At 39.5% G+C, this 26,881-nt stretch carries 21 protein-coding genes, 1 pseudogene and 1 riboswitch; of the genes and pseudogenes, 21 read left to right on the forward strand and 1 reads right to left on the reverse strand.

Features of this window, described 5'->3' with window-relative positions; genetic code table 11:
• Positions 1-84: 84 nt before the first annotated feature.
• From ileS to HMPREF9703_RS03805, 4 genes are all read left to right on the forward strand, one after another.
• Positions 85-2,865 carry an isoleucine--tRNA ligase gene (ileS, locus tag HMPREF9703_RS03790; RefSeq protein ID WP_004635758.1) on the forward strand — a complete coding sequence of 927 codons (2,781 nt, stop codon included), beginning with the start codon at positions 85-87 and terminating at the stop codon, positions 2,863-2,865.
• A 255-nt stretch (positions 2,866-3,120) separates the two neighbouring features.
• On the forward strand, positions 3,121-3,876 hold the full coding sequence (gene rpsB / locus HMPREF9703_RS03795; RefSeq protein ID WP_004635759.1) for a 30S ribosomal protein S2: 756 nt from the start codon (positions 3,121-3,123) through the stop codon (positions 3,874-3,876).
• A gap of 55 nt (positions 3,877-3,931) precedes the next feature.
• On the forward strand, positions 3,932-4,807 hold the full coding sequence (gene tsf, locus HMPREF9703_RS03800; protein ID WP_004635760.1) for a translation elongation factor Ts: 876 nt from the start codon (positions 3,932-3,934) through the stop codon (positions 4,805-4,807).
• Between the two features lie 212 nt (positions 4,808-5,019).
• Positions 5,020-6,549, forward strand: a complete 1,530-nt coding sequence (locus tag HMPREF9703_RS03805) for a flavocytochrome c (protein WP_004635761.1) — start codon at positions 5,020-5,022, stop codon at positions 6,547-6,549.
• Between the two features lie 82 nt (positions 6,550-6,631).
• Here the strand turns inward: HMPREF9703_RS03805 and HMPREF9703_RS03810 are convergent, their stop codons facing one another.
• Positions 6,632-7,450 carry a Cof-type HAD-IIB family hydrolase gene (locus tag HMPREF9703_RS03810; protein ID WP_004635762.1) on the reverse strand — a complete coding sequence of 273 codons (819 nt, stop codon included), beginning with the start codon at positions 7,448-7,450 and terminating at the stop codon, positions 6,632-6,634.
• 190 nt (positions 7,451-7,640) lie between these two features.
• Between HMPREF9703_RS03810 and HMPREF9703_RS03815 the strand changes: the two genes are divergently transcribed.
• The 17 genes and pseudogenes from HMPREF9703_RS03815 to HMPREF9703_RS09260 all read left to right on the forward strand — a co-directional run bounded on the left by HMPREF9703_RS03815 (position 7,641) and on the right by HMPREF9703_RS09260 (position 26,878).
• On the forward strand, positions 7,641-7,982 hold the full coding sequence (locus HMPREF9703_RS03815) for a metal-sulfur cluster assembly factor (RefSeq protein WP_004635763.1): 342 nt from the start codon (positions 7,641-7,643) through the stop codon (positions 7,980-7,982).
• Positions 7,983-8,049: 67 nt separating this feature from the next.
• Entirely contained in the window at positions 8,050-10,272 is a 2,223-nt protein-coding gene (locus tag HMPREF9703_RS03820; protein ID WP_004635764.1) for an ATP-dependent Clp protease ATP-binding subunit, read from the forward strand.
• Positions 10,273-10,284: 12 nt separating this feature from the next.
• Positions 10,285-13,599 (forward strand): DNA polymerase III subunit alpha, encoded by a 3,315-nt coding sequence (dnaE, locus tag HMPREF9703_RS03825; protein WP_004635765.1) that lies wholly within the window; start codon positions 10,285-10,287, stop codon positions 13,597-13,599.
• A 65-nt stretch (positions 13,600-13,664) separates the two neighbouring features.
• Positions 13,665-14,630: a 6-phosphofructokinase gene (pfkA, locus tag HMPREF9703_RS03830; protein ID WP_004635766.1), complete on the forward strand. Its 966-nt coding sequence runs from the start codon at positions 13,665-13,667 to the stop codon at positions 14,628-14,630.
• 47 nt (positions 14,631-14,677) lie between these two features.
• Positions 14,678-16,096 (forward strand): annotated as a pseudogene (gene pyk, locus HMPREF9703_RS03835) (pyruvate kinase); the annotation flags it as partial.
• 125 nt (positions 16,097-16,221) lie between these two features.
• Positions 16,222-17,076 carry a CvfB family protein gene (locus HMPREF9703_RS03840; RefSeq protein ID WP_004635768.1) on the forward strand — a complete coding sequence of 285 codons (855 nt, stop codon included), beginning with the start codon at positions 16,222-16,224 and terminating at the stop codon, positions 17,074-17,076.
• A gap of 125 nt (positions 17,077-17,201) precedes the next feature.
• Positions 17,202-17,663: a Fur family transcriptional regulator gene (locus HMPREF9703_RS03845; RefSeq protein ID WP_004635769.1), complete on the forward strand. Its 462-nt coding sequence runs from the start codon at positions 17,202-17,204 to the stop codon at positions 17,661-17,663.
• A 26-nt stretch (positions 17,664-17,689) separates the two neighbouring features.
• Positions 17,690-18,589, forward strand: a complete 900-nt coding sequence (xerD, locus tag HMPREF9703_RS03850) for a site-specific tyrosine recombinase XerD (protein ID WP_004635770.1) — start codon at positions 17,690-17,692, stop codon at positions 18,587-18,589.
• A gap of 71 nt (positions 18,590-18,660) precedes the next feature.
• Complete coding sequence (deoB, locus tag HMPREF9703_RS03855) at positions 18,661-19,830, forward strand: phosphopentomutase (RefSeq protein WP_004635771.1); 1,170 nt, start codon at positions 18,661-18,663, stop codon at positions 19,828-19,830.
• Positions 19,831-20,075: 245 nt separating this feature from the next.
• Positions 20,076-20,480: a GNAT family N-acetyltransferase gene (locus HMPREF9703_RS03860; RefSeq protein WP_004635772.1), complete on the forward strand. Its 405-nt coding sequence runs from the start codon at positions 20,076-20,078 to the stop codon at positions 20,478-20,480.
• Positions 20,481-20,491: 11 nt separating this feature from the next.
• A complete protein-coding gene (locus HMPREF9703_RS03865) occupies positions 20,492-21,283 on the forward strand; it encodes a segregation and condensation protein A (protein ID WP_004635773.1) in 792 nt (263 codons plus the stop codon).
• A complete protein-coding gene (scpB, locus tag HMPREF9703_RS03870; RefSeq protein ID WP_004635774.1) occupies positions 21,280-21,831 on the forward strand; it encodes an SMC-Scp complex subunit ScpB in 552 nt (183 codons plus the stop codon). The genes HMPREF9703_RS03865 and scpB overlap by 4 nt, the downstream gene beginning before the upstream one ends.
• An 18-nt stretch (positions 21,832-21,849) precedes the next feature.
• Positions 21,850-22,569 carry a pseudouridine synthase gene (locus HMPREF9703_RS03875; protein ID WP_004635775.1) on the forward strand — a complete coding sequence of 240 codons (720 nt, stop codon included), beginning with the start codon at positions 21,850-21,852 and terminating at the stop codon, positions 22,567-22,569.
• Between the two features lie 113 nt (positions 22,570-22,682).
• A riboswitch (FMN riboswitch) is annotated at positions 22,683-22,796 on the forward strand.
• A 133-nt stretch (positions 22,797-22,929) separates the two neighbouring features.
• Positions 22,930-23,556, forward strand: a complete 627-nt coding sequence (locus HMPREF9703_RS03880) for an ECF transporter S component (protein WP_004635776.1) — start codon at positions 22,930-22,932, stop codon at positions 23,554-23,556.
• 140 nt (positions 23,557-23,696) lie between these two features.
• Entirely contained in the window at positions 23,697-24,716 is a 1,020-nt protein-coding gene (locus HMPREF9703_RS03885; RefSeq protein ID WP_004635777.1) for a helix-turn-helix domain-containing protein, read from the forward strand.
• Entirely contained in the window at positions 24,713-26,167 is a 1,455-nt protein-coding gene (locus tag HMPREF9703_RS03890; RefSeq protein ID WP_004635778.1) for a RecQ family ATP-dependent DNA helicase, read from the forward strand. The genes HMPREF9703_RS03885 and HMPREF9703_RS03890 overlap by 4 nt, the downstream gene beginning before the upstream one ends.
• A gap of 27 nt (positions 26,168-26,194) precedes the next feature.
• Positions 26,195-26,878, forward strand: coding sequence for a LysM peptidoglycan-binding domain-containing protein (locus tag HMPREF9703_RS09260; RefSeq protein WP_004635779.1), 684 nt, complete (start codon positions 26,195-26,197; stop codon positions 26,876-26,878).
• Positions 26,879-26,881 lie beyond the last annotated feature (3 nt).

The raw sequence follows: 26,881 nt of genomic DNA on the forward strand, positions 1-26,881 counted from the left end.
AACTATTTCGAATAAAGGTGGTACCACGTTGCTTCGTCCTTTGCGGATGAGGCTTTTTTTATATCAAATTATAGGAGTGATTGTATGAAGATCAAGGATACGTTAAATTTATTGAAGACCGATTTTTCGATGCGAGCAAATTTATCTGAAAAAGAACCCAAAATGCAAAAAAATTGGGATGACAAACAATTATATGAGAAAATGTTGGAGCGAAATCAGGACAATACACCATTTATTCTGCATGATGGTCCGCCATATGCGAACGGAAATATTCATATTGGTCACGCCTTAAATAAAATTTCAAAAGACATTATTGTTCGTTATAAAAATATGGCTGGCTTCTACACGCCATATATTCCGGGGTGGGATACGCATGGTTTGCCGATTGAAACAGCGCTGACCAAATCCGGTGTTGACCGTAAGTCGATGTCTGTTGCTGAATTCCGTAAACTCTGTGAAGAATATGCTTGGAAGCAAATTGAACAGCAGCGTAAAGACTTTAAGCGACTTGGTGTACAAGGAGAATGGGATAATCCTTATGTTACCCTTACACCGGATTATGAAGCAGCTCAAATTCGCGTTTTCGGTGAAATGGCGAAAAAAGGGTATATTTACCGTGGATTGAAGCCGATTTATTGGTCACCATCCAGTGAGTCTGCCTTAGCTGAAGCAGAGATTGAATACCAAGATGTCCGTGGTCCCAGCATTTACGTTGCTTTCGATGTGAAAGATGGTGGCGATGTACTGGAAGATGACACACAATTTGTGATCTGGACGACGACTCCTTGGACAATTCCATCTAATGTGGCGATTACTGTTCGTGGCGATGGCGATTACTCCGTGTATGAAGCAGACGGACAACGATATGTCTTAGCTGATCGCTTAGCTGAAGAAGTAGCGGAAAAAATTGGATGGCAAGACATTAAGTTAGTTAAATCATTCAAAGGAGCTGAGTTGGAAGGCTTAGTTGCGCATCACCCCTACTTGGACCGCGATTCTCACTTGATTTTAGGGGATCACGTGACGTTCGACGCTGGAACCGGACTTGTTCACACCGCACCAGGTCATGGTGATGATGACTTTGTAGTTGGTCAGAAATATAATTTACCCGTTATTTCACCGATTGATGCACAAGGTTACTTCACAGACGAGATCCCTGAATTTGAAGGAATGTTCTATGATGATGCCAATATTAAATCAACGGATCTATTAAAAGAACAGAATAAATTACTTCACTTAGAGTTCTTTACCCACAGTTATCCACATGACTGGCGGACGAAAAAACCGGTTATTTTCCGAGCAACTCCACAATGGTTTGCCTCTATTGACAAATTCCGTGATGATATCCTAAAAGCTGTCGAAGAAACAGACTGGATTCAGCCATGGGGTCAGAAACGTATCCACAATATGGTAGCTAACCGAGGCGACTGGGTTATCTCACGTCAACGGGCTTGGGGTGTGCCATTGCCGATTTTCTACGGTGAAAATGATGAACCCATTTTAGATGGAGAAATTTTTGATCATATTGAACAACTTTTTGCTGAACACGGATCAAATGTCTGGTTCGAACGCGAGGCAAAAGATCTCTTACCGGACGGATATACCCACCCAAGTAGTCCAAATGGTCAATTCCGCAAAGAAACAGATATCATGGATGTTTGGTTCGACTCAGGTTCCTCACATGAAGCAGTCTTAAAAGGACGCGACAACTTGAGCTATCCATCTGATTTATACTTGGAAGGTTCTGATCAGTACCGTGGGTGGTTCAACTCTAGTATTACCACTGGAGTAGCTGTGAATGGACAATCCCCTTATAAAGCATGTCTCTCACAAGGATTTGTGCTCGATGGGGACGGTCGTAAGATGAGTAAATCAGTCGGTAATGTTATTGATCCGAATGATGTAGCCGATGATCTGGGAGCTGACTTGATTCGTCTTTGGGCTGCCAGTGTTGATACAAGTGCCGATGTCCGTGTTAGTGAGGAAATCTTAGGACAAGTGGCGGAAGTTTACCGTAAGATTCGAAATACGATTCGTTTCTTAATCCAAAATACGGAAGATTTTAATTATGCAACGGATGGCATTGCTTATGATAACTTACGTGGTTTTGACCAATATATCTTGAGTCAATTAAATACGACGGTAAAAGATGCGCTGGCGGCTTATGATAATTACAACTTCTCAGAGATTTACAAGGAAATTAATCAGTTCTGTACAGTTGTTATGTCGAATTTCTACATGAATGTATCCAAAGATGTGCTCTACATCGATGCTCCGAATGGCTATGAACGTCGCGCAATGCAGACTGTCTTCTATGAAGTTGTTTTGAAGTTAGCTAAGTTACTAACACCAATTATTCCGCACACAGCGGAAGAAATTTGGTCCTACTTGGATGAGGAAGAAGAATTTGCCCAACTATCTGATTTGCCGGATGTTGAAGAATTAGCTGGTTCTGCTGAACTTGTGGCAAAATGGGATAAATTCATGACGATTCGTGATTATGTCTTGAAAGCTAATGAAGTTGCTCGAGAGAAAAAAGTGATCGGAAAAGACTTTGAAGCTAAAACGACACTTTACGTTAACGCAGAAAATAAAGAATTATTAGAATCATTGGATGCTGACTTACGCTTAATTCTAATTACATCAGAATTAACGATCAAACCGCTTGCGGATAAACCGACTGATGATGATCAGGTGATTGATTTTGATGGTGTTTCTGTAAAAGTAGAGCGCATGTCAGGTGAAGTCTGTACACGTTGTCGTATCACTTCTGAAGATGTGGTGACATTACCAAATGGCGAAGATGTATTGTGTCCTCGTTGCCATGCGATTTGTGAAGAACATTATCCTGAAGTATTAAGTTAATAAAAGAACTAAAATAATAAACTGACAAACAAGCTCCCTACCTCAATAGGGAGCTTGTTTGCTTTTTCGAAAAGTTGTTAGCGAATGTGAGCGTTAGGACTTGCATTTTAACTCAATCTATCATATAATAATGGATGGCGATAAGTCGCTGTATTTCACACTTTAGTGGATAGATGAGATGGTGCTTTCTTATGAGGAAGTATCTGATCTAGCCGAAGCTAGAGGACGAATAAAACCAAACAGGAGGAATATTTTATGACAGTCGTATCAATGAAACAATTATTAGAATCAGGTGTTCACTTTGGACACCAAACAAGACGTTGGAATCCGAAAATGGAACAATACATTTTCACAGAAAGAAATGGTATTTACATTATCGATTTACAACAAACTGTCCGTTTAATCGATGAAGCATATAACTTCATTCGTGACATTGCAGCTAACGGTGGAAATGTTCTATTTGTTGGAACTAAAAAACAAGCACAAGACTCTATTAAAGAAGAGAGTGAACGTGCTGGAATCTACTATGTAAACCATCGTTGGTTAGGTGGAACCTTAACAAACTGGCAAACAATTTCTAAACGAATTGATCGCTTGAAAGAATTAGAAGCAATGGAAGAAGACGGAACTTTTGAAGTTCTTCCGAAAAAAGAAGTTGGTCTTTTAATTAAAGAACGTCAAAAGCTTGAACAAAACTTAGGTGGTATTAAAGATATGCCAGGTGTACCTGATGTTCTCTTTGTTGTGGACCCACGTAAAGAAGAAATCGCTGTTAAAGAAGCACGTAAATTAAATATCCCAGTAGTAGCAATGGTTGACACTAACTGTGATCCTGAAGAAGTTGATGTCATTATTCCATCTAACGATGATGCGATTCGTGCCGTTAAATTAATTACAAAAACATTAGCTGATGCCTATGTTGAAGGAAACCAAGGCGAAGAGTCATTCGAAGAACAAACAAATGATTCAATTGAAGAAATGGTTGACGCTGTTGAAGGAGATAACGAATAATCCATAAATAGCAACGATTAGTTGATGAAAGAATAATTAATTAGGAGGAACTAAATTGAGTATTAAAGCTTCACAAGTAAAAGAATTGCGAGACAAAATTGGTGTCGGTATGATGGACGCGAAAAAAGCCTTAGTTGAAACTGACGGTGATATGGATGCGGCAATCGATTACCTACGCGAAAAAGGTATGGCAAAAGCTGCGAAAAAATCTGATCGTATTGCTGCTGAAGGGCTAACAACTGTTAAAGTTGACGGGAATACAGCGGTTATTTTAGAAGTTAACGCTGAGACAGATTTCGTAGCTAAAAATGATAAATTCTTGGCCTTAGTAGACAAGCTTGCGAACGCTATCTTGAAAGCTAAACCATCAACACAAGAAGAAGCAATGAAAGTTGATGTTGACGGTAAAACAATTGAAGAAACTATTCTAGAAGCGACAACAACAATTGGTGAAAAAATTACCTTCCGTCGTTTTGAAGTTATCGAAAAAGAAGACTCACAAGTCTTTGGTGACTACGAGCACATGGGTGGAAATATTACGGTATTAACTGTAGTAGATGGTGGCAATGTTGATGCAGCACGTAACGTTGCGATGCACGTTGCAGCATTAAACCCAGAATTTACAACTCGCGACGATGTTCCACAAGACAAGCGTGATAGTGAGCTTGAAATCTTAAAAGAACAAGCTAAAAACGAAGGTAAACCTGAGCACATTGTTGAAAAAATGGTTGAAGGTCGCTTGAACAAATGGTTATCTGAAATCTCATTGACAGACCAACCTTATGTAAAAGACCAAGACCAAACTGTAGAAGAATACCTTGCAACTCAAGATGGTAAGATTAAAACATTCTACCGTTACGAAGTGGGCGAAGGTATCGAGAAAAAAGAAGAAGACTTCGCAGCAGAAGTTCAAAGCCAAATTAAAAAATAAAATCATAACGATGACAGAAAACAACCCTGCACAAATAGCAGGGTTGTTTTTGACTTTTCAACATTTCGTGTTGGTCATTACTAATATTTTTAGTGATTTAAACGATAAAGTAACTATTCCTATTTTTATTGTTCATTGACAAACAAATGATCATTTGTTAATATTATATGTGTAAAAAATCACAATTATAATAAAAATAGGGAGTTTATATCATGAAAAAATCAATTATAACAACATTAGCCAGTGTGACTCTTTTATTAGGTGCTTGTAGCGGGGAAGTAGATCAGACAAAGGAGAAGACCGAATTAATTCCGGAAGAACCACAGGATGAAACAACAACAGAAACAGCAGAAACAGATTCTAATTCTAGTGCATCGGAAGATATGTATGCAACTGATCCTGATAAAGTACAGGATTCATACGATGTAGTAGTGGTTGGGTCTGGTGGAGCTGGATTAGCGGCAGCTATTTCAGCTCATGATGCTGGTGCTAGTGTAGCGGTATTCGAGAAAATGCCGGTTGCTGGTGGGAATACGAATGGAGCCAGTGCAGGGATGAATGCGTCCGAGACCATCTTCCAAGAAGCTGAAGGGATTGAAGATTCAAAAGAAAAATTCTTTGAGGAATCACTTGAAGGTGGAAAAGGAACCAATGATCAAGAATTGCTGCGCTATTTAACAGACAATGCGGCAGATGCCATTGAATGGTTAGACAGCTTAGGGATTACATTAAATAATTTAACAACAACAGGTGGTATGAGTGTTCCACGCGCCCATCGACCAGAAGATGGGTCACCTGTTGGAGAATACTTGGTAGATGGTTTAATTGAAAACTTGAGTGAGCGTGATATTCCGTTATTTTTAAACTCAGAAGTCAATGGTTTAATGCAAGAAGATGGGGTAGTGACTGGGATTGATGTTGCAGTCGGACAGACGAATCAAATGTCCATACAAGCGAAGTCAACTATTATAACAACGGGTGGATTTGGTGCAAGTCCTGACATGTTACAAGAATTCGAACCTGATGCAGCTGATTCTGTCACAACGAACCATGAAGGAGCAACTGGAGATGGGATTAAGATGGCTCAAGAAGTTGGTGCTGATGTAGTTGATATGGAGCACGTTCAAGTACATCCCACTGTGGATCAAACGGAGGGCTTTTTAATTACTGAGGCTGTTCGTGGAGAAGGTGCTATCTTAGTTAATCAGAAAGGCGAACGCTTCTTTAATGAACTGGATACGAGAGATGCCGTGTCTGAAGCTATTCAATCGTTAGATGAAGGTTATTCGTATTTGATTGTTGACCAAGCATTGCGTGAACGCGTGCCAGCTATTGATTTTTATGAGTCACAAGGATTAGTTCAGAAGGGAGAAACCTTAGCTAAATTAGCTGAAGAAATTGATGTAGATGCTGAAACGTTGGAAGCAACCGTTACAGCTTGGAATGAACATGTTCAAGCAGGAGAAGATCCGGATTTTGGACGAGAGACAGGAATGGAGCACCAACTTTCTGAAGCCCCTTATTATGCGATTAAAATAGCACCAGGCGTACACCACACGATGGGTGGCTTGCGAATTAATACTGAAACAGCTGTATTAGATGAAGCTGGAGAAGCTATCCCAGGCTTATACGCAGCAGGAGAAGTAACAGGCGGAATTCACGGTCAGAATCGCATCGGCGGAAATGCAGTAGCTGACATTATTGTCTTCGGCCGTCATGCTGGTGAAGAAGCAGCGAAATAGGATAGAGTAAAAAGATAACCCGTAAGATTATTTATTTTCAATAATCTTACGGGTTTTTTTATGCTCAATTTTATTAAGTCCACTATTTTAGTTCAATCCCAAAGTATTTGGCCAAGTATCGAGCAAGACCTTGTTCGTCGTTGGTATAATCAGTGATATCATTAGCAATTTTTTTAATGGATGGGATGGCATTCTTCATGGCAACGCCGTGTCCAGCAAACTGAATCATTTCGTAGTCATTATCTTCATCACCAAGTGCGATAATATCCTTTTGAGGAATATTGTAGTAGTCGGCTATTTTTTCAACTCCCATGGCTTTTTGCACACCGGCTGCAACAATTTCTACGCAAGGTGCTTTACCGCCCCAAGTTCTAATTTCTACTTTATCACCGTAGTCCTTAATAATTTGTTTTTCAATTTTATGTTGAAGGTGCTTGCTTGGTGTAAAGGCATTTACAGCGGTTGGTTGTGCCTGTAAGTCCTTAGTATAAGGCTCAGCAGCTTCTGATCCATCAGGGAAAAAGTCCTCATAAGGAACATATGGGCTACTGGTATAGACGTGTTGTCCCACCTCGGCAGAAATTAATTGAATTTCTTTTTTGTCTTTTAACTGGAATAGGTCGTGCATTAAATCAGTTGATAAATATTTATGGTACGCATATGCCCAATCAGCATGATTTGGGAAATGGCACCAAGCCCCGTTAAAGTTGACGATAGGGGTATCTAAGCCTAGTGTATCATAATGTTGATAACTGGTTCGATACGGGCGTCCAGTGACAATTGAGACAATATGTCCTTGTTTACGCAGTTGTTGAATAACGTCGATAGTTAGCGGATCAATCGTTGTTTGTTCATTTAAAGTTGTTCCATCTAGATCAATAGCAATTAACTTTTTATTCATTCAGGTGGCCTCCATCTTCTTTTGTATATATAAGTGTACCATGATTATTTTAGAACTTAAAGGATGAACTTAAGCTTGTTATGAGGAGGAAATCCCAGAGTAATTATTAATAGAAGTGATAAAATGATTAATTAGACATTTAAGGTGAATATGGTAAACTAGTAGGCGAGGAAGAATAAGGAGGAGCATTATGTCTGAAGAAAATGCAACATGGACAGACGCAGATATTGAACAGGTTAAGAAAAAAGTGCTGCAAGCGATGGAGACAGTGATTGATCCGGAGTTAGGAATTGATATTGTTAACTTGGGATTGGTCTATGAAGTGAATGTTTTCAATGGTGGGTATTGTGAGATTAAAATTACACTGACGACGATGGGATGTCCACTTGCAGATGTGATTACGGGAGATATTATTGAAGCAGTGGATAAAGTAGATGAGGTTACGGAAACTGATGTGAAGCTCGTCTGGTACCCAGCTTGGGATACATCGCGAATGACACGTTATGCGCGAATTGCATTAGGAATTCGATAATTTTTGAAAATGACAAGTTATTAAGTATGAATAAGGGCAGATAAGTAGAAGGAATGAAGGTGAGTGGATGAACTATACAGCGGGGGTTGAGTTGGCGGTTGAGAAAGCAAGACAAAAGGCATATGACCAGTCTCATCGTCGATTAGAGATACCGCATATGTGGAGTGTGTTGATTGAAGAGGAACGAACGCAAGCGATTTATCAGGAACTTCAAGTGGATCTAGAGAAATTACAAGAAGTGGTTGAAGCAGAGATGGCGAAATTATCCACTACATCTAAGGAACAATCACCTCAAGATAAACAGATGAGTCATCAACTCTACCATGTGTTCAAAGATGCACGGGACTTAGCGACGAAATATGAGTATGAATCGATTAATATTGATTTATTATTAGTAAGTGTGATGAATCGTTATTATCATCCGATTGTACAAGAGATTGCACAGTATGGGATTGGTCGGGCTGAGATTTTTCGGGCTATTCGAATTTTAAATGGCGAGAGTAATATGTCTGAAGAGTCGGAAGAACGTTACCTGGACCAGTATGCGGTTAATTTATCGGCATTGAACCGTCAAGGAGAGATCGGTCATGTGGTCGGACGTGATGAGGAGACCGATCATATGATTCAAATTCTCTCGCGGAAGACAAAAAATAACCCGATTCTAATTGGTGAGCCTGGAGTGGGGAAGACAGCAATTGTGGAAGGATTGACAGCGCGGCTTGCTTCAACTGAAGCACCAGCTAATTTACAAGGAGCTACTATTTATTCGCTTAGTTTAGGGGCCTTAGTAGCGGGAGCTTCTTTTCGTGGGGAATTCGAAGCCCGGATGAAGGCCGTACTGGAAGAATTGCAAGCGGAGGAGAAGGCGATATTATTTATCGATGAGATACATACGATTGTTGGAGCAGGGAATGCAGAAGGATCTTTGGATGCGGGTAATTTGATGAAACCTCTCTTAGCACGGGGAACGATTAAAGTGATTGGCTCAACAACGCGAGCAGAGTATCGCAAGCACTTCCAAAAAGATCGGGCACTAGTTCGTCGTTTCCAACCTATTCAAATTAAAGAACCATCCGTGGAAGAGACAATAACAATTTTACGCGGGATTCGTCCGGAGTATGAGGCATTTCATCAATTAAGTATCTCAGATGAAGCTTTAGAGTTGTCAGCGACCTTATCGAAGCGGTATATTCCAGAGCGTCACTTACCTGATAAAGCGATCGATGTGATGGATGAAGCAGCTGCTAAGTTGCGCATTACTACCGAGATAGATACCGCGAAGCGCGTGGTGGATGATCAGGCTATTTATAGTTTGATTGCGAAGAAGACGGGGATTCCAGTTCATAAGTTACAGTCTGATGAACGCAAGCAGTTAATGCACTTAGAAGAGACATTATCTTCGCAGGTTATTGGTCAAACGGAAGCGGTCAGTGCCGTTTCGGACGCGATTATTCGTTCGCGTGTCGGTATTCAAGATCCGAACCGGCCACTTGGATCATTCTTATTTTTAGGCCCTACTGGAGTGGGAAAGACCGAGCTGGCAAAAGTACTAGCTAGGGAATTGTTTGAATCAGAGGATAATATGATTCGCTTAGATATGAGTGAATATATGGAAAAACATTCAGTTTCACAGTTAATTGGTTCTCCACCAGGCTATGTTGGTCATGATGATGGTGGTCAGTTGACAGAGGCTGTTCGATTTAATCCATATAGTATTATTTTATTTGATGAAGTGGAAAAAGCGCATAAGGATGTCTTTAACTTACTATTACAAGTGTTAGATGATGGTGTATTAACAGATGCAAAAGGACGCCGTGTTGATTTTAAAAATACCATTCTTATTTTGACGAGTAATATTGGTGCGCATTTATTGCTCGATCAAGTGAAGGCAGGAGACGATACGCCTGAAATTTCCTCAGAGGTAAGAGAGGCGTTGCATGAAATGTTGCGTCAGCATTTTAGACCAGAATTTTTAAACCGCATTGATGAAGTGGTGACCTTTAAACCACTTTCAATGGCAGTCATGGCGGGAATTGTTGAATTACAATTAGCAACGCTGCAAGAGCGACTCCAAGCTCAAAATATTGTGTTAGCCATTACCGATCAGGCTAAGAAGTGGATTGCTCAAGAAGCTTATGATCCAGCTTATGGGGCACGACCGATCAGACGCTTTTTGACAACACATTTAGAAACCCCAATTGCCAAAATGATCATTGCTGAAGAGATTGAAGCGGGTCAGCAGCTGACGATAGATGTAACTGATGAATCTTTGAAGATTAATGTACAGTAAGGAGTAAGCAAGATGACGGTTGTGAATCTACAGGTAAAAAGCTCATATACATTGTTAGAGAGTCCGATTAAGGTAAAAGACTTAGTGCAACAAGCAGCTGAGATGAATTATAGTGCCATTGCACTGACGGATCACAATGTCTTATATGGTGCAGTTGAGTTTTACCAGGCAGCCAAAAAGTACGGTATCCAACCGATAATTGGTCTAACATTGGATGCAGAAGGTTTCACTAGTGCGAGTGTAACTTATCCGCTTATTTTGTTAGCGAAAGACTTTAGAGGGTATCAAGCACTAATAAAATTGTCCAGTTACCAACGTAAAGCGCAAGAAGCTGTGTCACTTGAGCGTATAAAGGAACTGTCGTCAACTTTAATTATCATTGTTCCAACACTTCAAAGTGAGTTACATCAATTATATCTTGGGCACAAAGAAGAAGCTATTAGGGAATTAGTCGCGGATATAGCCGCTCAATTCCCAGATAGTTTTTTAGGAATCAGTCCGGAGCAGGAGAATACGTTTGTTCAATTACTAGAAGCAGCAGGTGGCGAGTTGGTTGCTTTGGGAGATGTGCAATATCTTAAGGCTGAGGATGCGTTTGCGACCGAAGTGCTAAAGGCAATTGATCGTGGTCAGCCGGTTGATCGTCAAGCTGATTTGACAGGTGAGTACGCGCTGAAAACTCCAGAAGAATTTAGCGCAGTTTTTCATAAAATGGGGTTACAAGAAGCGGTAGATCGTACTGCCTTAATTGCTGATCGTATTGATATTGAGCTTCCTCTGGGGCAACAATTATTACCGAAGTATCAGACACCGGAGCAGATGGATGCGGATAGTTATTTAAGACAATTGGCTGAAGAAGGTTTGCGGCGTCGGATAGTAGATGTAACAGAAGATTATCGTGAGCGTCTGGATAAAGAATTGTCGGTTATTTCGACGATGGGTTTTTCGGACTATTTCTTAATTGTATGGGATATTATGACGTATGCAAGACGTGAGCAGATTGAAACAGGTTTTGGGCGGGGATCAGCGGCGGCTTCGCTCGTTGCTTATGCTCTTGAAATTACCAATATCGATCCAATTGAGTATGATTTATTGTTCGAGCGCTTCTTGAATGAGCAGCGGTATACAATGCCGGATATTGATTTGGATTTTCCTGATAATAAACGAGATAAAATTTTACAATATGTGCGCGATACCTATGGCGATGAGCACGCAGCCCAAATCTCAACATTTAGTACGCTAGCTGCTAAAAGTTCTGTTCGTGATACGTTGCGCGTATTTGGAGCAGATAGCGAGGAGATGAAGCAATGGTCACAAGCAATTCCCACGTCCCAACAACGCCATATTAGTCTGGAAATTGCTTATGAGGAATCAGCTTCCTTACGCGAGTTAGTAGCGCGTAGCAACCGTAATAAACAAATTTTTCAAATCGCTAAAACAATTGAAGGCTTACCGCGAAATGTTTCCACTCATGCGGCCGGGGTAGTAATCTCTGATATTCCCCTTGAAGAAAATGTTCCCTTGCAATTAGGGAGTGGGGAATTATTGACCACCCAATATACAATGGAAGATACTGAAGCGATTGGGTTGTTAAAGATGGATTTCTTGGCGTTGAAGAACTTGACAATTTTGGCCAATTGTTTTCATTATTCCGCATATGAGGGATCAAGTAGTGCTCTGACAAAAGCTGACATTCCACTTAATGATCCAGAGACATTAAAGCTTTTTGCGAGAGGCGATACGAATGGTATTTTCCAGTTTGAATCGGAAGGGATCAAGCAAGTACTTAAGCGTATGCGCCCGTCCTCATTTGAAGATATTGTGGCGACTAACGCGCTCTACCGCCCCGGACCGATGAAGCAAATACAGCACTTTATTGATCGGAAACAGGGGAAAGAAGCCATCCAATATCCACATGAAGATTTGAAATCTATTCTTGAAGTGACGTATGGCGTCATGGTGTATCAAGAACAGGTTATGCAAGTAGCGACCACCTTGGCCGGGTATTCACTTTCTGAAGCGGACCAATTAAGACGTACGATGTCTAAAAAAATTCAGTCAGAAATGGATCAAGGACGTGACTCATTCATTCAAGGGGCATTACAGCAAGGTTATAGTCAAACAATAGCGAATCAAGTGTATGATTACATTGAACACTTTGCTAATTATGGATTTAATCGAGCGCATGCGGTGGCCTATTCAATGGTAGCTTATCAATTAGCTTATATGAAGGTGCACTATCCGAAGTCATTTTTTGCTGCAATATTAAAATCTGAATTTGGTCATGATAAAAAACAAGCGCTCTATAATTTAGAGATGAAAGATCGTGGGATTACAGCGATGGGACCAGATATTAATCGAAGTTTTGGCTTGTTTTCGGTTGTTAATGAAGGTATTTTATTTGGTTTAAGTACGGTTAAGGGGATTACAAGTGAATTCTCGAAGCACATTATCGAAAAGCGACAAGTCGTTGGACAATTTAAGGATCTAATTCATTTTATTGAGCAGCTAGATGAGCGGTGGTTGAAGGTTGAATACATTCGTCCATTAATCGAAGTGGGCGCATTTGACAACTTACCACACAACCGTCAGACATTACTAAATTCATTAGCGGATATTATTCAATCAGTTAAGATTAGTGGACAAAATATGGAATTATTCCATATGATGAAACCTCGAATGCAACAAGCGTCTGACTTTTCGCTCAAAGAAAAGTTGGATATGGAGATGGATTTAACAGGGTTTTATTTTTCCGGACACCCGACAAAGCAATATCAATCTTTACGCAAAGTATTGCCACTGAGTTATATTGCCAAAGCAGAAGAAGGCTCGCCGAAGTACATCTTAGCTAGTGTGACCGATATTCATATTATCCAAACGAAAAAAGGGTTACCGATGTCATTTGTGACATTGGCGGATGAAACCGGTGTAATGAAAATGATTCTATTTCCTGACCAGCATCGCCAATTTATTAAAACATTTAAACAAGATGATATCCTCATTATAAAAGGGAAAGTTACCCCAGATATTAAACAAAAAGAAGACTTGAATATAATTGCTTCTGATATAAAACAAGCTGCTCCATTGTTGGAACAAGCATCACATAAATTATTTTTGCGATTCAATTCATTGCAAGAACAAGCTCAAGCATTCAAACACATTCAGTCATTACTTAAAAAAGATTTAGGAATGTGTCCAGTTATCATATTTGATGCGTCTACCGGGCGAAAAAACCGGTTAAAAAAAGAATATTATTATAATTTAGATGAAAAAACGCTTACGGCAATGGAAGACATTTTAGGTAATGGCAACGTTGTGTTACAATAGAGTAAGAGGGTTGGCGGTAGACATTTTAGAGAAATGAAACAATAAAAAAGGTGGTTTACAAATTAATGAAACGAATAGGTGTACTAACAAGTGGGGGAGACGCTCCCGGAATGAACTCAGCTATCCGTGCTGTTGTGCGTAAAGCAAGTTACAGAGGTGTTGAAGTTTACGGAATTAATTATGGCTATGCAGGCTTAGTTGCCGGTGACATCCGCAAATTAACAAGCAAAGATGTTAGTGATATAATCCAAAAAGGTGGAACAATGCTTTATTCTGCGCGTTATCCGCAATTTTCAACTGAAGAAGGTCAGTTGAAAGGGATTGAGCAATTGAAGAAGTATGGCATTGAAGGATTGGTGACAATTGGTGGAGATGGGACCTTTAAAGGGGCAAATGCCTTAACAAAACATGGTTATCCGTGTGTCGGTATTCCAGGTACCATTGATAACGACATTATTGGTACAGATTACACGATTGGATTCGATACAGCCATCAATACAGTTTTAGATGCATTGGACAAAATTCGCGACACGGCAACCAGTCACGTGCGTACATTCGTGATCGAAGTTATGGGTCGTGATGCCGGTGATATTGCTCTATGGACGGGTGTCGGAAGTGGTGCAGAGCAAATCATCATTCCAGAGGTTGATTTTGATATTACGAAGATAGCTAACTCAATTCGAGAAGGTCGTCAACGGGGTAAAAAACACACCTTAATTGTACTTGCGGAAGGTGTGATGGGAGGAAATGAATTTGCTGAAAAATTAGATGCAATTGACAACTTCCATGTTCGCGTGACTGAATTAGGACACGTTCAGCGAGGAGGATCACCAACAGCGCGTGACCGTGTACTTGCAAGTCAATTCGGTGCTCATGCCGTAGATTGTTTAATTGACGGTAAAGGTGGCATTGCTCTTGGTATCCAAGGAGAAAAAATTGTTGAAAATGATATTACCGATGTCACAAGTGGTAAACACCGTAATGAACCAAACTTAGCATTATATCAATTGAACCAAGAAATTTCTAACTAATTAAACTAAAAAAGCATAATAATTTAATAGAAGGTGAGTTATTAAAAATGAAAAACACAAAAATTGTTTGTACAATCGGACCAGCGAGTGAATCACCAGAGATCTTAGAGAAGTTAATTGAATCAGGAATGAATGTTGCTCGATTAAACTTTTCACACGGGGATCATGAAGAGCACTTAGGACGGATCAAAAACATCCGCGAAATTTCTAATAAGTTAAATAAACATATCGGAATTATGTTAGACACTAAAGGGCCTGAAATTAGAACCCACACAATGAAAGATGGCGCTATTACTATTATCAAGGGGAACACACTCCGTATCGCGATGGAAGAAGTTGTCGGAACAGAAGAAAAATTCTCCATCACGTATTCTGACTTGATTAATGATGTAAATGTAGGATCAAGCATCTTGTTAGATGATGGTCTAATTGATTTACAAGTTAAAGAGCTTGACAAAGAGAATAACGAAATCGTTGTAAAAGCCTTAAATACAGGGGTCTTAAAAAACAAAAAAGGTGTTAACGTACCAGGTGTATCGGTTAAATTACCAGGATTAACCGAAAAAGACCGTGCTGATATTAAGTTTGGTCTTGAAAATGACATCGACTACATCGCAGCATCATTTGTTCGTCGTCAATCTGACGTTCAAGAAATTATCGATTTATTGAAAGAATATGATATGGAACACGTTCAAATCATTCCTAAAATCGAAAACCAAGAAGGTGTTGATAACTTACGAGAAATCGTTGAAGTGTCTGATGGATTAATGGTGGCACGTGGTGATTTAGGTGTGGAGATTCCTGCTGAAGAAGTCCCTGTTGTTCAAAAAATGATGATTCATTACATGAACAAAGTTGGTAAACCGGTTATTACAGCTACTCAAATGCTTGATTCTATGCAAGTCAACCCACGACCAACTCGAGCAGAAGCTTCAGACGTTGCGAATGCGATTTATGATGGAACCGATGCAATTATGCTCTCAGGTGAAACAGCTGCTGGAGATTATCCAGTTCAAGCAGTTCAAACAATGGCCAACATTGCGACACGTACAGAATTAGCCTTGAACCAAATGAACGGCATTTCACACTTAGATGATGTAGATAATTGTGACGCAACAGAAGCAATTGGTCAAGCTGTTGGTCATACTGCGAAGAATATGAACATTGAAACAGTAGTTGCAGCGACAAATTCAGGTCACACAGCACGTATGATCTCAAAAGTACGTCCAGCTTCTACAATTTTAGCTGTCACCTTCTCAGAGCGTACTGCACGTGGATTAGCTCTTTCATGGGGTGTAAAACCAATTATTACTGAACGCACTGACTCAACGGATGCCTTGTTCGACTTAGCAACTGAAAAAGCTGTTGAAGGTGGCTTCGCAAAACCGGGTGATCACATTATCATTACAGCAGGTGTACCAGTTGGCGAAACAGGTACTACCAACGTTATGAAAATTCAAACCATTGAAGAATAAACAAATAAGTTGGGTCTAGCTAATTATAATTAGTATGGCGCAATATCAGATAAGAGATGATTCTACTGACTAAAATAGAATCATCTCTTGTTTTTATCAAAAAGGAAGAGGCAGATATGAATAAGCAATTAGGACAAATTATTACAGCCGCTATTTCTGAAATAACCGAAAAAGCAGTTTTTGCACAAAAAAATGGGCAGACCTATCAAGTAACATCTGAAGTCGAAAAGCAGGTCGGGGAGGAAGTGACGGGCTTAGCTTACTTAGACCAAAATGATCGTCTATCATTAGCTATTGATATTCCAATCGCCGAAGATCGATATGATTGGGCAGAAGTCGTGAATGTACAGAGAGACCTTGGTGTCTTCGTTGATATCGGATTACAGAATAAAGATATTGTCGTATCGCGAGATCACTTGCCAGATATTAGACAATTGTGGCCCAAAGCAGGCGATCGCTTGTATGTGACGTTGGAAGTGGATGAAGCGGGACGATTATGGGGACGTATGGCCACGCAAGATATTTTCCAACAAAAGGCACATAAAGGGTCAAAAACGCAGCACAATAATGATATTAAAGGACATGTCTTTGAACTGCGACAATCAGGCTCATATATTATAACTAGTGACTTTTACTTAGCTTATATCCCAACTGAAGAGCGTGAGCAAGAGCCAAGATTAGGACAATTAGTGACTGGTCGTGTGATTGGGTTGCGCGAAGATGGTATTCTGTATGCTTCGCTCAAGCCACGTGCTCATGAGGTGCTGGATGATGATGCCCAAATGATCTATGAAGTGATTAAGCGTAGTGATAACCATAAAATTCCATACCATGATAAAAGCGATCCTGAAACTATTCGTGCATTTTTTGGGATTAGTAAAGGGGCTTTCAAGCGTGCAGTGGGTCGATTAATGAAACAGGACTTAGTTGAACAAGATGAGACGGGAACAAAAGCGACACAACTGGACTAAATAATCAATTAATACGAAAAAAGTTGAGAGTAGTAGCTAAATACCTTATAATAATTATTAATAGGAATTTAAACATAAGAATAATAATTATTTCATTAGAACGATTATAAATGAAGGAGTATACTATGGCAGACAACGCCTCATCTCAACTAACATCGATTAAGAAGAAAATAGCTAATGCGGGCTATAAGCTCACTCCTCAGCGCGAAATGACACTACAAATTATGGCTGAGCATGAGCATTTAAGTGCAGAAGAAATTTATATGGAAGTTAAGAGCCGTAATGCGGGTATCGGACTGGCAACAGTTTACCGAACTTTAGAAATCTTAACGGATCTGAAAGTGATCAATAAAGCAACCTTCCAGGACGGCCTTGCTCGTTACGACTTAAATCGCGACGATAAAAAACATCAGCCACATCATCTTCTGTGCCTTAAATGTGGAAAAATTGAAGAAGTAAAAGAAGATTTACTTATTGGTATCGAACAAACCATTGCGAAGCGATACCAGTTCGACGTGCAAGATCACCGCTTAACATTTCATGGGGTCTGTCGTGAATGTCAATCTAATGCAGAAGCTTTAGAATAATTAGAAGGATGACGAAAGGAACAGAGATGATCGGTCAAGAAGCACTAGCGGAATATATTATTTATTTAAAAATTGAACGAGGCTTGTCAGCTAATACTGTCACCAGTTATAAGCGTGATATTGAAAAGTATTTGACGTTTTTAACGGAGAAAAAAATCACTCAGTTAGATGAGGTTTCACGATTTGAAATTTTAGATTTTTTACAAACACTTCGTCAATCTGGGGCAGCTGATAACTCAATTATTCGGATGGTCAGTAGCTTGCGTAAGTTTCATCAATACTTGAAACGTGAGTCAATCGTGTCTGATGATCCGATGCAATTAATTGACACACCAAAGAAAGCATCCACTTTACCCAAAGCAATCTCCCCCCAAGCAGTCGAACAGTTACTAGAGGCACCAGATACAACAACACCACTAGGAGTACGTGATCGAACGATTTTGGAATTAATGTATGCCACAGGTTTGCGCATTAGTGAATTAGTCAACTTGAAATTATCTGATATGCACTTGACAATGGGATTCATCCAAACAATGGGAAAAGGGGAAAAAGAACGGATTATTCCCTTAGGAGAGATTGCCAGTCAATGGTTAGATCATTATTTGGACGGTGCTCGAGTATATTTGCAAGATCAGTCGGCTGAAACATCCGAATATGTATTCTTGAATTCGCGTGGCAAGGGCTTATCACGACAAGGTGTCTGGAAAAAAGTAAAACAGTTAGCGCTAGAAGCAGGTATCGATCAAAATGTCACCCCGCATACATTGCGTCATTCATTTGCAACCCATTTGTTGGAAAATGGGGCTGATTTGCGTATGGTTCAGGAATTACTCGGTCATGCGGATATTTCAACCACCCAGATTTATACACATATTACGAAAACCCGCTTGAAACAAGTTTATAGCGATTACCATCCCCGAGCGTAGAGTAAAACAGTTGCAATTATTAGAGAAGTCACTTATGCTAAGGATAACAGACTATCGAAGGAGAGAACATCATGAGATTTAATCGTATTCATTTACTTATCTTAGATTCAGTCGGAATTGGAGAAGCCCCTGATGCTGCTGAATTTGGCGATGAGGGAGCTCACACATTAGGAAATATTGCCCAAACAGTTGGCTTGAATTTACCGAATTTTCAACAACTGGGATTAGGTAATATTGAGCCAATTGAAGGCGTGCCTCCAACCGACCATCCAACAGCCTACTATACAAAGCTAGAAGAACAATCAGTCGGGAAAGATACCATGACCGGGCACTGGGAAATTATGGGGCTTCAAATTGACACCCCTTTCCGCACATACCCGGATGGCTTCCCGGATGACTTGCTAGATAAAATTAAAAAGTATACTGGACGCGATATAGTAGCTAATCGCCCTGCATCTGGAACTCAGATTATTGAAGAATGGGGCGAGCATCAAATAAAAACGGGTGATTTGATTGTGTATACATCGGCTGATCCCGTGCTACAGATTGCGGCGCATGAAGAAGTTATTCCAGTTAAGGAGTTATATGATATTTGTGAATATGTTCGGTCAATTACGAATGAAGATCCGTATATGATTGGACGCATTATTGCCCGTCCATATGTTGGTGAGCCTGGTCATTTTACACGTACAAGTAACCGGAAAGATTATGCACTCAATCCATTTGGTCAGACAACGCTGGACTTCCTATCTGATGCGGGTAAAGATGTTATCGCAGTCGGTAAAATCAATGATATTTTCAATGGTCAAGGAATTACCGAAGCGATTAAGACCAAAAATAATGATGATGGTATTACGAAATTACTTGAAGTCATGAAAAAAGACTTTACCGGATTAAGCTTTACGAACTTGGTGGACTTTGATTCAGAATACGGGCACCGTCGTAATCCAGAAGGGTATCGCGATGCGTTAGAGCACTTGGACCGTCGCTTGCCTGAATTGATGGATAGCTTACGTGAAGATGATTTGCTTATCATTACGGCAGATCATGGTACTGATCCAACACATCAAGGAACAGATCATACGCGTGAATACGTGCCATTGCTAGCAATTAGCCCATCATTTGAAGAAGCTGGTGAAATTGCTCAAGGGTACTTCGCTGATACAAGCCAAACTATTTCGGAGAACTTTAATGTCGAAAGTACCGAAAATGGAACTAGTTATCTCGATCAATTGCTATAAAAAAATACAATATTATTTGCCAAGATATCAAGCAATTACTCAGTTATTATAGCTAAATCTTTTATTATTCTGGGAGTTTTCACCTCTCAGAGTAATAAAGGAGATAGTTGACGCTTGGGGTAGCAATCGATTCATTACGAAAGAATTTGCTAAGTATAATCACTTATTGCGATTATTACTGGAATATGGTAATCTGTCTAAGGACTAGAGATACGGTAGAATCTCTGCAAAAGGAGGTTAGATGAATGCTTATTGAATTTAAATCTGACTACGATAAAATCGCTATGGGATTGCTGTCGTACACCGCAGATTTGAAAGAAACATCGCGTTTAACAGAAGAATTAGATATGTACAAAAATGATGATTCCAGACAATTATTCCTCTGGCGTAGTGAAGAAACCGATGACTTATGTGCAGTGTTAGGTATAGAAGAGGAAGAAGATGTTATTTTGTTACGTCACTTATCTGTTAACCCATCTTATCGAGGGGAAGGATTGACATATCGTATGTTAGATCAATTAAGTGACCGATATGAGCATAAGACATTAATGGGAACACTTGAATCGGGCTCATTCGTCAAAAAGTGGCAAAAGCGCCGCAATCAACAAGAAGCGTTACAACAAGAAATTGAGGATACAGCAACAGAGTAAGTAGGGATAAGATGGCAACAACATATAATCAGGAAACAAATAATAGTTGGAAGGTAAATCTAGATGTCTTTTCAGGACCGCTAGATTTACTTTTGCATTTAATCAATGAACTTGAAATTGATATTTATGATATCCCTATTACCGAAATAACGACGCAATATTTAGCTTATTTGGAACAATCTAATATGTTGGCGCTAGATGTTGGAGGAGAGTATCTCGTCATGGCAGCAACGTTAATGGCAATTAAGAGCCAATTATTGGTTCCGCGTAATGAGTCATTGGCTGATGAGGAAGAGATGTGGTACGAGGGAGAAGATCCGCGTGAGCATTTAATGGAGTTACTTCTCGAATACCGTAAGTTTAAGCTGGTTGCCCAGGATTTACAAGAACGTGAGGAAGCTCGTTCAGCTTTTATAACTAAGGAAGAATCAGATGTGACAAAGTATCAAGAACATATCCCCTTAAAAGCAGACGAAATATCACTAGAAGACTTAAGAACTGCATTTACTCGCCTACTTAATGAACGTGCCCTACAAGACCCTCCCCCCACTATAATTGAACGAAAGCAAGTCAGTGTCTCGGATAAAATGACAGAAATCGCAACTAAATTACGCGAAGCTGACTCACCGATGACGTTCTCATACTTGATAGAAGGTGTCTTGCGTACAGAGTTGGTGGCATCCTTCTTAGCCATCTTAGAGCTAATAAAAACTCAAACAATTAAAGCTAACCAAAGTGATGTGTATGGGGAAATCACATTACGTTATATTCAAAAAAAGGTGAAGAAAGAGGAAGTTCAATGAATGATCTAGCTGAAATTGAAGCGATATTATTTGTGGCTGGTGATGAAGGATTAAGTCTGGCAGATATCGCCCAGCTAACAGATAGCACGACAGATTACATTGCAAATTGTTTAGCGCAACTCAAGCAGCGGTATACAGACAATCCAGCGCATGGCATCACGTTAATTCAAACGGCATCTACTTACAAAATGGTGACAAAACAAGCTTATCAAGCAAGTGTTAAGCGATATGCCCAATCACCGCTTATGCAAAAGTTGTCTAAAGCCCTAATTGAAACACTATCAATTATTGCTTACAAACAGCCCATTACCCGAATGGAAATTGAAGAAATCCGAGGTGTATCCGCAACTTCAGCTTTGCAAAAATTGAAATTACGACAACTTATTCGAGAAGTTGACCGATTAGACGCACCTGGGAATCCAGTTGTTTATGGTACGACCGATTATTTTCTCGATTATTTTGGCTTAAATCAGCTTGATGAATTACCTGAATTATCTGACCAACAAGTTATTGAAGAAACAACTTTATTTACACCTGAAGAAACTTAAGATGAAAGGATTGATACAGTGGAGAGATTGCAAAAAGTTATGGCACATGCGGGAGTTGCATCCCGGCGAGAATCAGAAAACATTATTAGTAAAGGTCGCGTGAAAGTTAATGGGATTGTGATCACTGAGATGGGGTGCAAAGTGGGACCAGATGATCATATAACAGTTGACGGTGAACCCATTGAACGAGAAGAAAAAGTATATATATTACTGAATAAAGATCGTCAAGTGATTTCAACAGTGGATGATCCCCAAAATAGAGATACAGTGATTGATAGCGTAGAGGGTATAAAAGAAAGAATCTATCCAGTAGGTCGCTTAGACTATGATACAACGGGCGCTTTGTTATTGACTAATGATGGTGAATTAGCTAATAAATTAATGCATCCACGTTATGAATTCGAAAAAACCTATGTGGCTAAAGTGAACGGTCGAGTAACTGAAGAAGCACTTCAGCAATTAAAAACAGGTGTTATAATTGAAGGGAAAGAAACCGCGCCGGCTCGAGTGAAATTGCTGTCTTATGATAAAAAAACAGATCATTCTATTGTCAAACTGGTTATTCATGAAGGACGCAACCATCAAGTGAAGTTGATGATGCAAGCAGTTGGTCATCCAGTGAAAGAATTGACGCGCGAGAAATATGGCTTTCTAGAAACAACTGGCTTATCATTAGGACAGTGGCGTCATTTGAAGGACAAAGAAGTGGCTAAACTCCGCAAAACTGTTTCTTCATAAAGTATCCTAAATGGGCGTGGCCTTAATTAACATCAGGAGGTCAATACTTTTTGATATATGACTTGACAAATTGTAAGTATATGATAAAATACAAGTAGAAATGTTAATAAATGATTCATCTTCAGGGGCAGGGTGCAATTCCCGACCGGTGGTAACAGTCCACGAGCGTAAGCTGAGCTGGTGTAATTCCAGTACCGACAGTACAGTCTGGCATAAAGAAGATGGGGCTATTTGTATAAGTCTACCATCTGTTTATATCCTACCCTGGATGTAAGCAGTTTTTTATTTATATAAATACCCAGAGACCCTACGATGAATCCGACTAATGCCTGAATTGGCAAAATTATAGGAGGATTTAGAATGGAAAACGGAAAAACGAAACGATTAGTGACGGTAGCGATGTTATCAGCGATAGCATTTTTGATTGCCTTTTTGGAGATTCCAATTCTGGGACATGCACCTTTTTTGAAGATTGACTTCAGTGACGTGCCGGTCTTTATTGGAATGTACTTGCTTGGACCGATAAGTGGAGTGATTATTGCTTTCTTCCGCTCGGCTTTGCAGTATGCAGCAACTGGAGGAAACATGGGATATCCAATCGGGTCAACAGCTGCATTTGTAGCGTCACTTGCGTATACACTCCCGATTTACTATATTATTCGACATAAACCACTTCAGATGGGTCGAAATATTCTAGCAGGTGTAATGGGAACAATTTCTCTAACCATTATTTTGTCCATATTAAATTATACCTTTGTACTTCCAGCTTATTTATCAGTAATGGGATTTAATGTCGGGGACATGTTTGGCACAATGTATAATTACTTTATCACAGCACTTATCCCTTTTAACTTTATTAAAGGAGCTATCATTAGTCTTATAACTTTTGCTGTATTGTACAAAATGAAAGCTTGGCTTGACCGAACGAAGAAACGATTGAATACTGATGACGAAGCAATAGTAACACATCACGAACAGTTTCAATAAAATCTATAACTCTCAACAGTTAGGGGACTAATTGTTGGGAGTTTTTCATTTTTAGGTCGTATTTAATTTGGAAAATTAACAAAAAGAGCCCTTTCATAATTTTACTAACAACGGTATAATGAATATAAGGGGGGATGCAGATGGATCAAGAGTTTATGATGTATATATTAGCGATGTATAATCAACCAACAAATACGGGGCAAATCTATAATGTCTTAATTGGCCGAACGACGCCGACCATGCTATATTTAGTTGAGAAAAAACAGTGGCATGGTCATTTTGGCTTATTTAATGACGTGAATCGGAAACAGCTTGATCAGTTACAAGAACTGTTTTTAGCAAAAGAAACCATTCGCTCCGTGGATAAAAAATTTGAGCTAACCGCTTTTGGTCAGCAGCAACTTGAGCGATTGTTTAATCCTGCTTGGCTTATTCCCTCAATGGGATTTTTCACGGCACATTATCGGCAATATGTATGGGACTTTTTCCAATTAATAACTCAAATTGTGTCAGAAAAAATATTTTCCAATCGTCAATTTTCACCGATGACAACAAGTCCCACTTTACAAAGTGAAGCAAAACTATTATTGAAGCATGCTGAGTTTGATTCTGAACAGTGGGTGAGTGAGGTTGTTCGAATGGTTGAAACATTGCCGGATCAATTAGGTGAGTTGTTGAGCAATGAACTAGCAGGTAATGGAGTAATTGGTAGTACAGATAAGCAGCTTCAGGCTCATTTTGACCTGTCGGCGTTTACCTTTTTTCTAAAAAAGCAAGGTGCTATTCAACTATTACTGAATCGAATAGACGATGATTTTCCGCAATTATCATTATTACTTGCTACTTGTGAAGCACGATCGATGTATCACTTATCTCCTAGCACTTTTGAAACAGCGCAGTATTTATCTAATGGGATATCTCCTTCCGCTATTGCGCGAGAGAGGCGTCTGAAGCTCAATACAATTCATGAGCATATTATTGAAATGGCTTTTGTACTACCTGATTTTTCGTATCGCTCATTTATTCCCGATTCGGTCTATGATAGATTGGATGAAATCTATCGGACGGGCGACTTCTCTTACAGTAAGGTTAAGGAACAATTAGATCCATTGGTGTTTATGCATTACCGATTGTTTGAACTAGAAAGGATGAGAGAGTGACAGATTTAGTGCGTGTATTGAATGATTCATTTGGTTTCTCATCTTTTCGTTCTGGACAGGAGGAGGCTATTCAATCAGCCTTGGCGGGACATGATACCTTAGTGATGCTGCCGACAGGATCAGGGAAATCGCTTTGTTATCAACTGTTTCCTTATATTAGAGAGGGAATTACTTTAATTGTTTCCCCCTTATTGTCATTAATGCAAGATCAAGTTGAGAAGTTAAAGCAAAGTGGCCATCAAGAAGTTACTGCTTTAAATAGTTTTATGACAAAAGTAGAGAAGCAATATATTTTAAATCACTTAAAACAATATAAATGGGTGTATTTATCTCCAGAGATGTTGCAGCAAGATTATGTGCTCAAATATTTAAAGCAAGTTAAAATTAATTTGTTTGTTGTAGATGAGGCGCATTGTATTTCACATTGGGGGATGGATTTTCGGCCAGATTATTTGCAGTTAGGTGATTACTGTCAAGAGCTAGGGCGACCACCTATTATGGCGCTAACGGCTACAGCAACAGAAGAAGTACGACAAGAGATAAAAGAGTTGTTGACATTTGATCCTGACTCATCGCGTGAAATTTTAACAACTATTGATCGACCGGAAATTAAATTAATGACGGAATATACAGAAGGGAATAAAGTCGAGCGAACATTAGAGTTAGCTGACTACTTACAAAAACCAGGAATCATTTATTTTTCAAGTCGTAAGTTAGCCGATCAGATGAGTCAACTGATTAATGAGCGGTTAGATGTGGCAGCAGAGAGTTATCATTCGCACCGAACCTCAGCAGATAAAGTTAAAATTCAGCAACAGTTTATTCAAAATAAACTACAAATTATATGTGCGACAAGTGCGTTCGGAATGGGTATTAATAAGGCGGATGTGCGCTTCGTTATTCATTATCATATGCCGGCAAGTCCAGCAATGTATATGCAAGAGATTGGACGTGCCAGCCGGGATGGTCAACCGAGTATTGCCATTTTACTTTATGAACCAGGAGATGCTCAGTTGCAATCTTTTTTGAAAGAGCAGAATATTCCAGATGAAAATACAATTCGTTATTTTTACCGAAATAGTCAGTCGCTCGAAGTAGCTGACGATCCACAAGTTCATTTGTTAGAGTACTTCAAGCAACATGATTATAGTGTTGCCGAGACCATTCAGCATTTTAAATTGCGCCAACAGCAAGTGGCTCACCAAATAGATTATATGAAACAATATATATCGGCTGAAACCTGTAAACGAGAGATACTGCTTAATTATTTTGGTGCGACAAGCGAAAGCTCAGAGGAGTGTTGTCATTCGTGTAATGAAGACTTATTAGGCCAATTTAAGCAAACAACGAATATTGCTGTCTTGCATCAACACCAAGTTTGGCCGAAGAAAAAAATATTAAAGAGATTATTCAATCTTGATGAAATTGAGTATGGAAATATGTTACAATAGTATTACAAGTTATGAGGAGGATATATTATGTCAAAAAAAGATATGAACGATAAAGAAGAGTTATGGTCAAAGAAATTTGATGAAGAAATGGAAGAAGCGGATCAAGATACGTCCGAACACAAGAAAAAGAAATCAAAAATTTCACCTATTTTAACAGGATCAGTAGCCTTATTAGGACTGTTGATTGTCGTTATGATTTTCTTCTATGTATATTATCGCGGAAGAGACGGGGCACAAGTAGCTCAAACATCTGATCAAGTGACGTTGCAAGAAAATTCAAATGATATTAAAGACTTGAATTTGAAAGCACGCGACAGTCAAAAAGAAAAAGAAGAAAAAGAGAAAAAAGCTGAAGAAGAAAAACAAGAAAAACAAGAAGAGCAAGAGAAAAAAGAGAAAGAACAAGAGCGCAAAAAACAACAACGCGAAGAACAACGTCAACAAGAACGTGAGGCTGAACAGGCACGTCAACAAGAACAACAGCAACAAACGCAACAACAAGAACAGTCCAATCAGCAGCAACAAACACAACAAACACAACAAACACAGCAACAGCAACAATCCGGTGGGTCATCATACACGGTCCAAGCAGGGGATAACTTATACCGAATTGCAGTTAACCACGGTATGACGTTGGATGAGTTATTGCAAAAGAATGGCCTATCAGCGAACTCAACCATTCAACCGGGCGATACCTTGCAAGTGAATTAAGGA

Source organism: Dolosigranulum pigrum ATCC 51524 (genome assembly GCF_000245815.1).
Classification (GTDB): domain Bacteria; phylum Bacillota; class Bacilli; order Lactobacillales; family Carnobacteriaceae_A; genus Dolosigranulum; species Dolosigranulum pigrum.

What these genes read in the sequence shown, in the direction of transcription:
- ileS (WP_004635758.1), top strand. Translation starts at nt 85, where the DNA reads ATGAAGATCAAGGATACGTTAAATTTATTGAAGACCGATTTTTCGATG.
- rpsB (WP_004635759.1), top strand. Translation starts at nt 3,121, where the DNA reads ATGACAGTCGTATCAATGAAACAATTATTAGAATCAGGTGTTCACTTT.
- HMPREF9703_RS03805 (WP_004635761.1), top strand. Translation starts at nt 5,020, where the DNA reads ATGAAAAAATCAATTATAACAACATTAGCCAGTGTGACTCTTTTATTA.
- HMPREF9703_RS03810 (WP_004635762.1), bottom strand. Translation starts at nt 7,450, where the DNA reads ATGAATAAAAAGTTAATTGCTATTGATCTAGATGGAACAACTTTAAAT.
- HMPREF9703_RS03815 (WP_004635763.1), top strand. Translation starts at nt 7,641, where the DNA reads ATGTCTGAAGAAAATGCAACATGGACAGACGCAGATATTGAACAGGTT.
- HMPREF9703_RS03820 (WP_004635764.1), top strand. Translation starts at nt 8,050, where the DNA reads ATGAACTATACAGCGGGGGTTGAGTTGGCGGTTGAGAAAGCAAGACAA.
- dnaE (WP_004635765.1), top strand. Translation starts at nt 10,285, where the DNA reads ATGACGGTTGTGAATCTACAGGTAAAAAGCTCATATACATTGTTAGAG.
- pfkA (WP_004635766.1), top strand. Translation starts at nt 13,665, where the DNA reads ATGAAACGAATAGGTGTACTAACAAGTGGGGGAGACGCTCCCGGAATG.
- HMPREF9703_RS03840 (WP_004635768.1), top strand. Translation starts at nt 16,222, where the DNA reads ATGAATAAGCAATTAGGACAAATTATTACAGCCGCTATTTCTGAAATA.
- HMPREF9703_RS03845 (WP_004635769.1), top strand. Translation starts at nt 17,202, where the DNA reads ATGGCAGACAACGCCTCATCTCAACTAACATCGATTAAGAAGAAAATA.
- xerD (WP_004635770.1), top strand. Translation starts at nt 17,690, where the DNA reads ATGATCGGTCAAGAAGCACTAGCGGAATATATTATTTATTTAAAAATT.
- deoB (WP_004635771.1), top strand. Translation starts at nt 18,661, where the DNA reads ATGAGATTTAATCGTATTCATTTACTTATCTTAGATTCAGTCGGAATT.
- HMPREF9703_RS03860 (WP_004635772.1), top strand. Translation starts at nt 20,076, where the DNA reads ATGCTTATTGAATTTAAATCTGACTACGATAAAATCGCTATGGGATTG.
- HMPREF9703_RS03865 (WP_004635773.1), top strand. Translation starts at nt 20,492, where the DNA reads ATGGCAACAACATATAATCAGGAAACAAATAATAGTTGGAAGGTAAAT.
- scpB (WP_004635774.1), top strand. Translation starts at nt 21,280, where the DNA reads ATGAATGATCTAGCTGAAATTGAAGCGATATTATTTGTGGCTGGTGAT.
- HMPREF9703_RS03880 (WP_004635776.1), top strand. Translation starts at nt 22,930, where the DNA reads ATGGAAAACGGAAAAACGAAACGATTAGTGACGGTAGCGATGTTATCA.
- HMPREF9703_RS03885 (WP_004635777.1), top strand. Translation starts at nt 23,697, where the DNA reads ATGGATCAAGAGTTTATGATGTATATATTAGCGATGTATAATCAACCA.
- HMPREF9703_RS09260 (WP_004635779.1), top strand. Translation starts at nt 26,195, where the DNA reads ATGTCAAAAAAAGATATGAACGATAAAGAAGAGTTATGGTCAAAGAAA.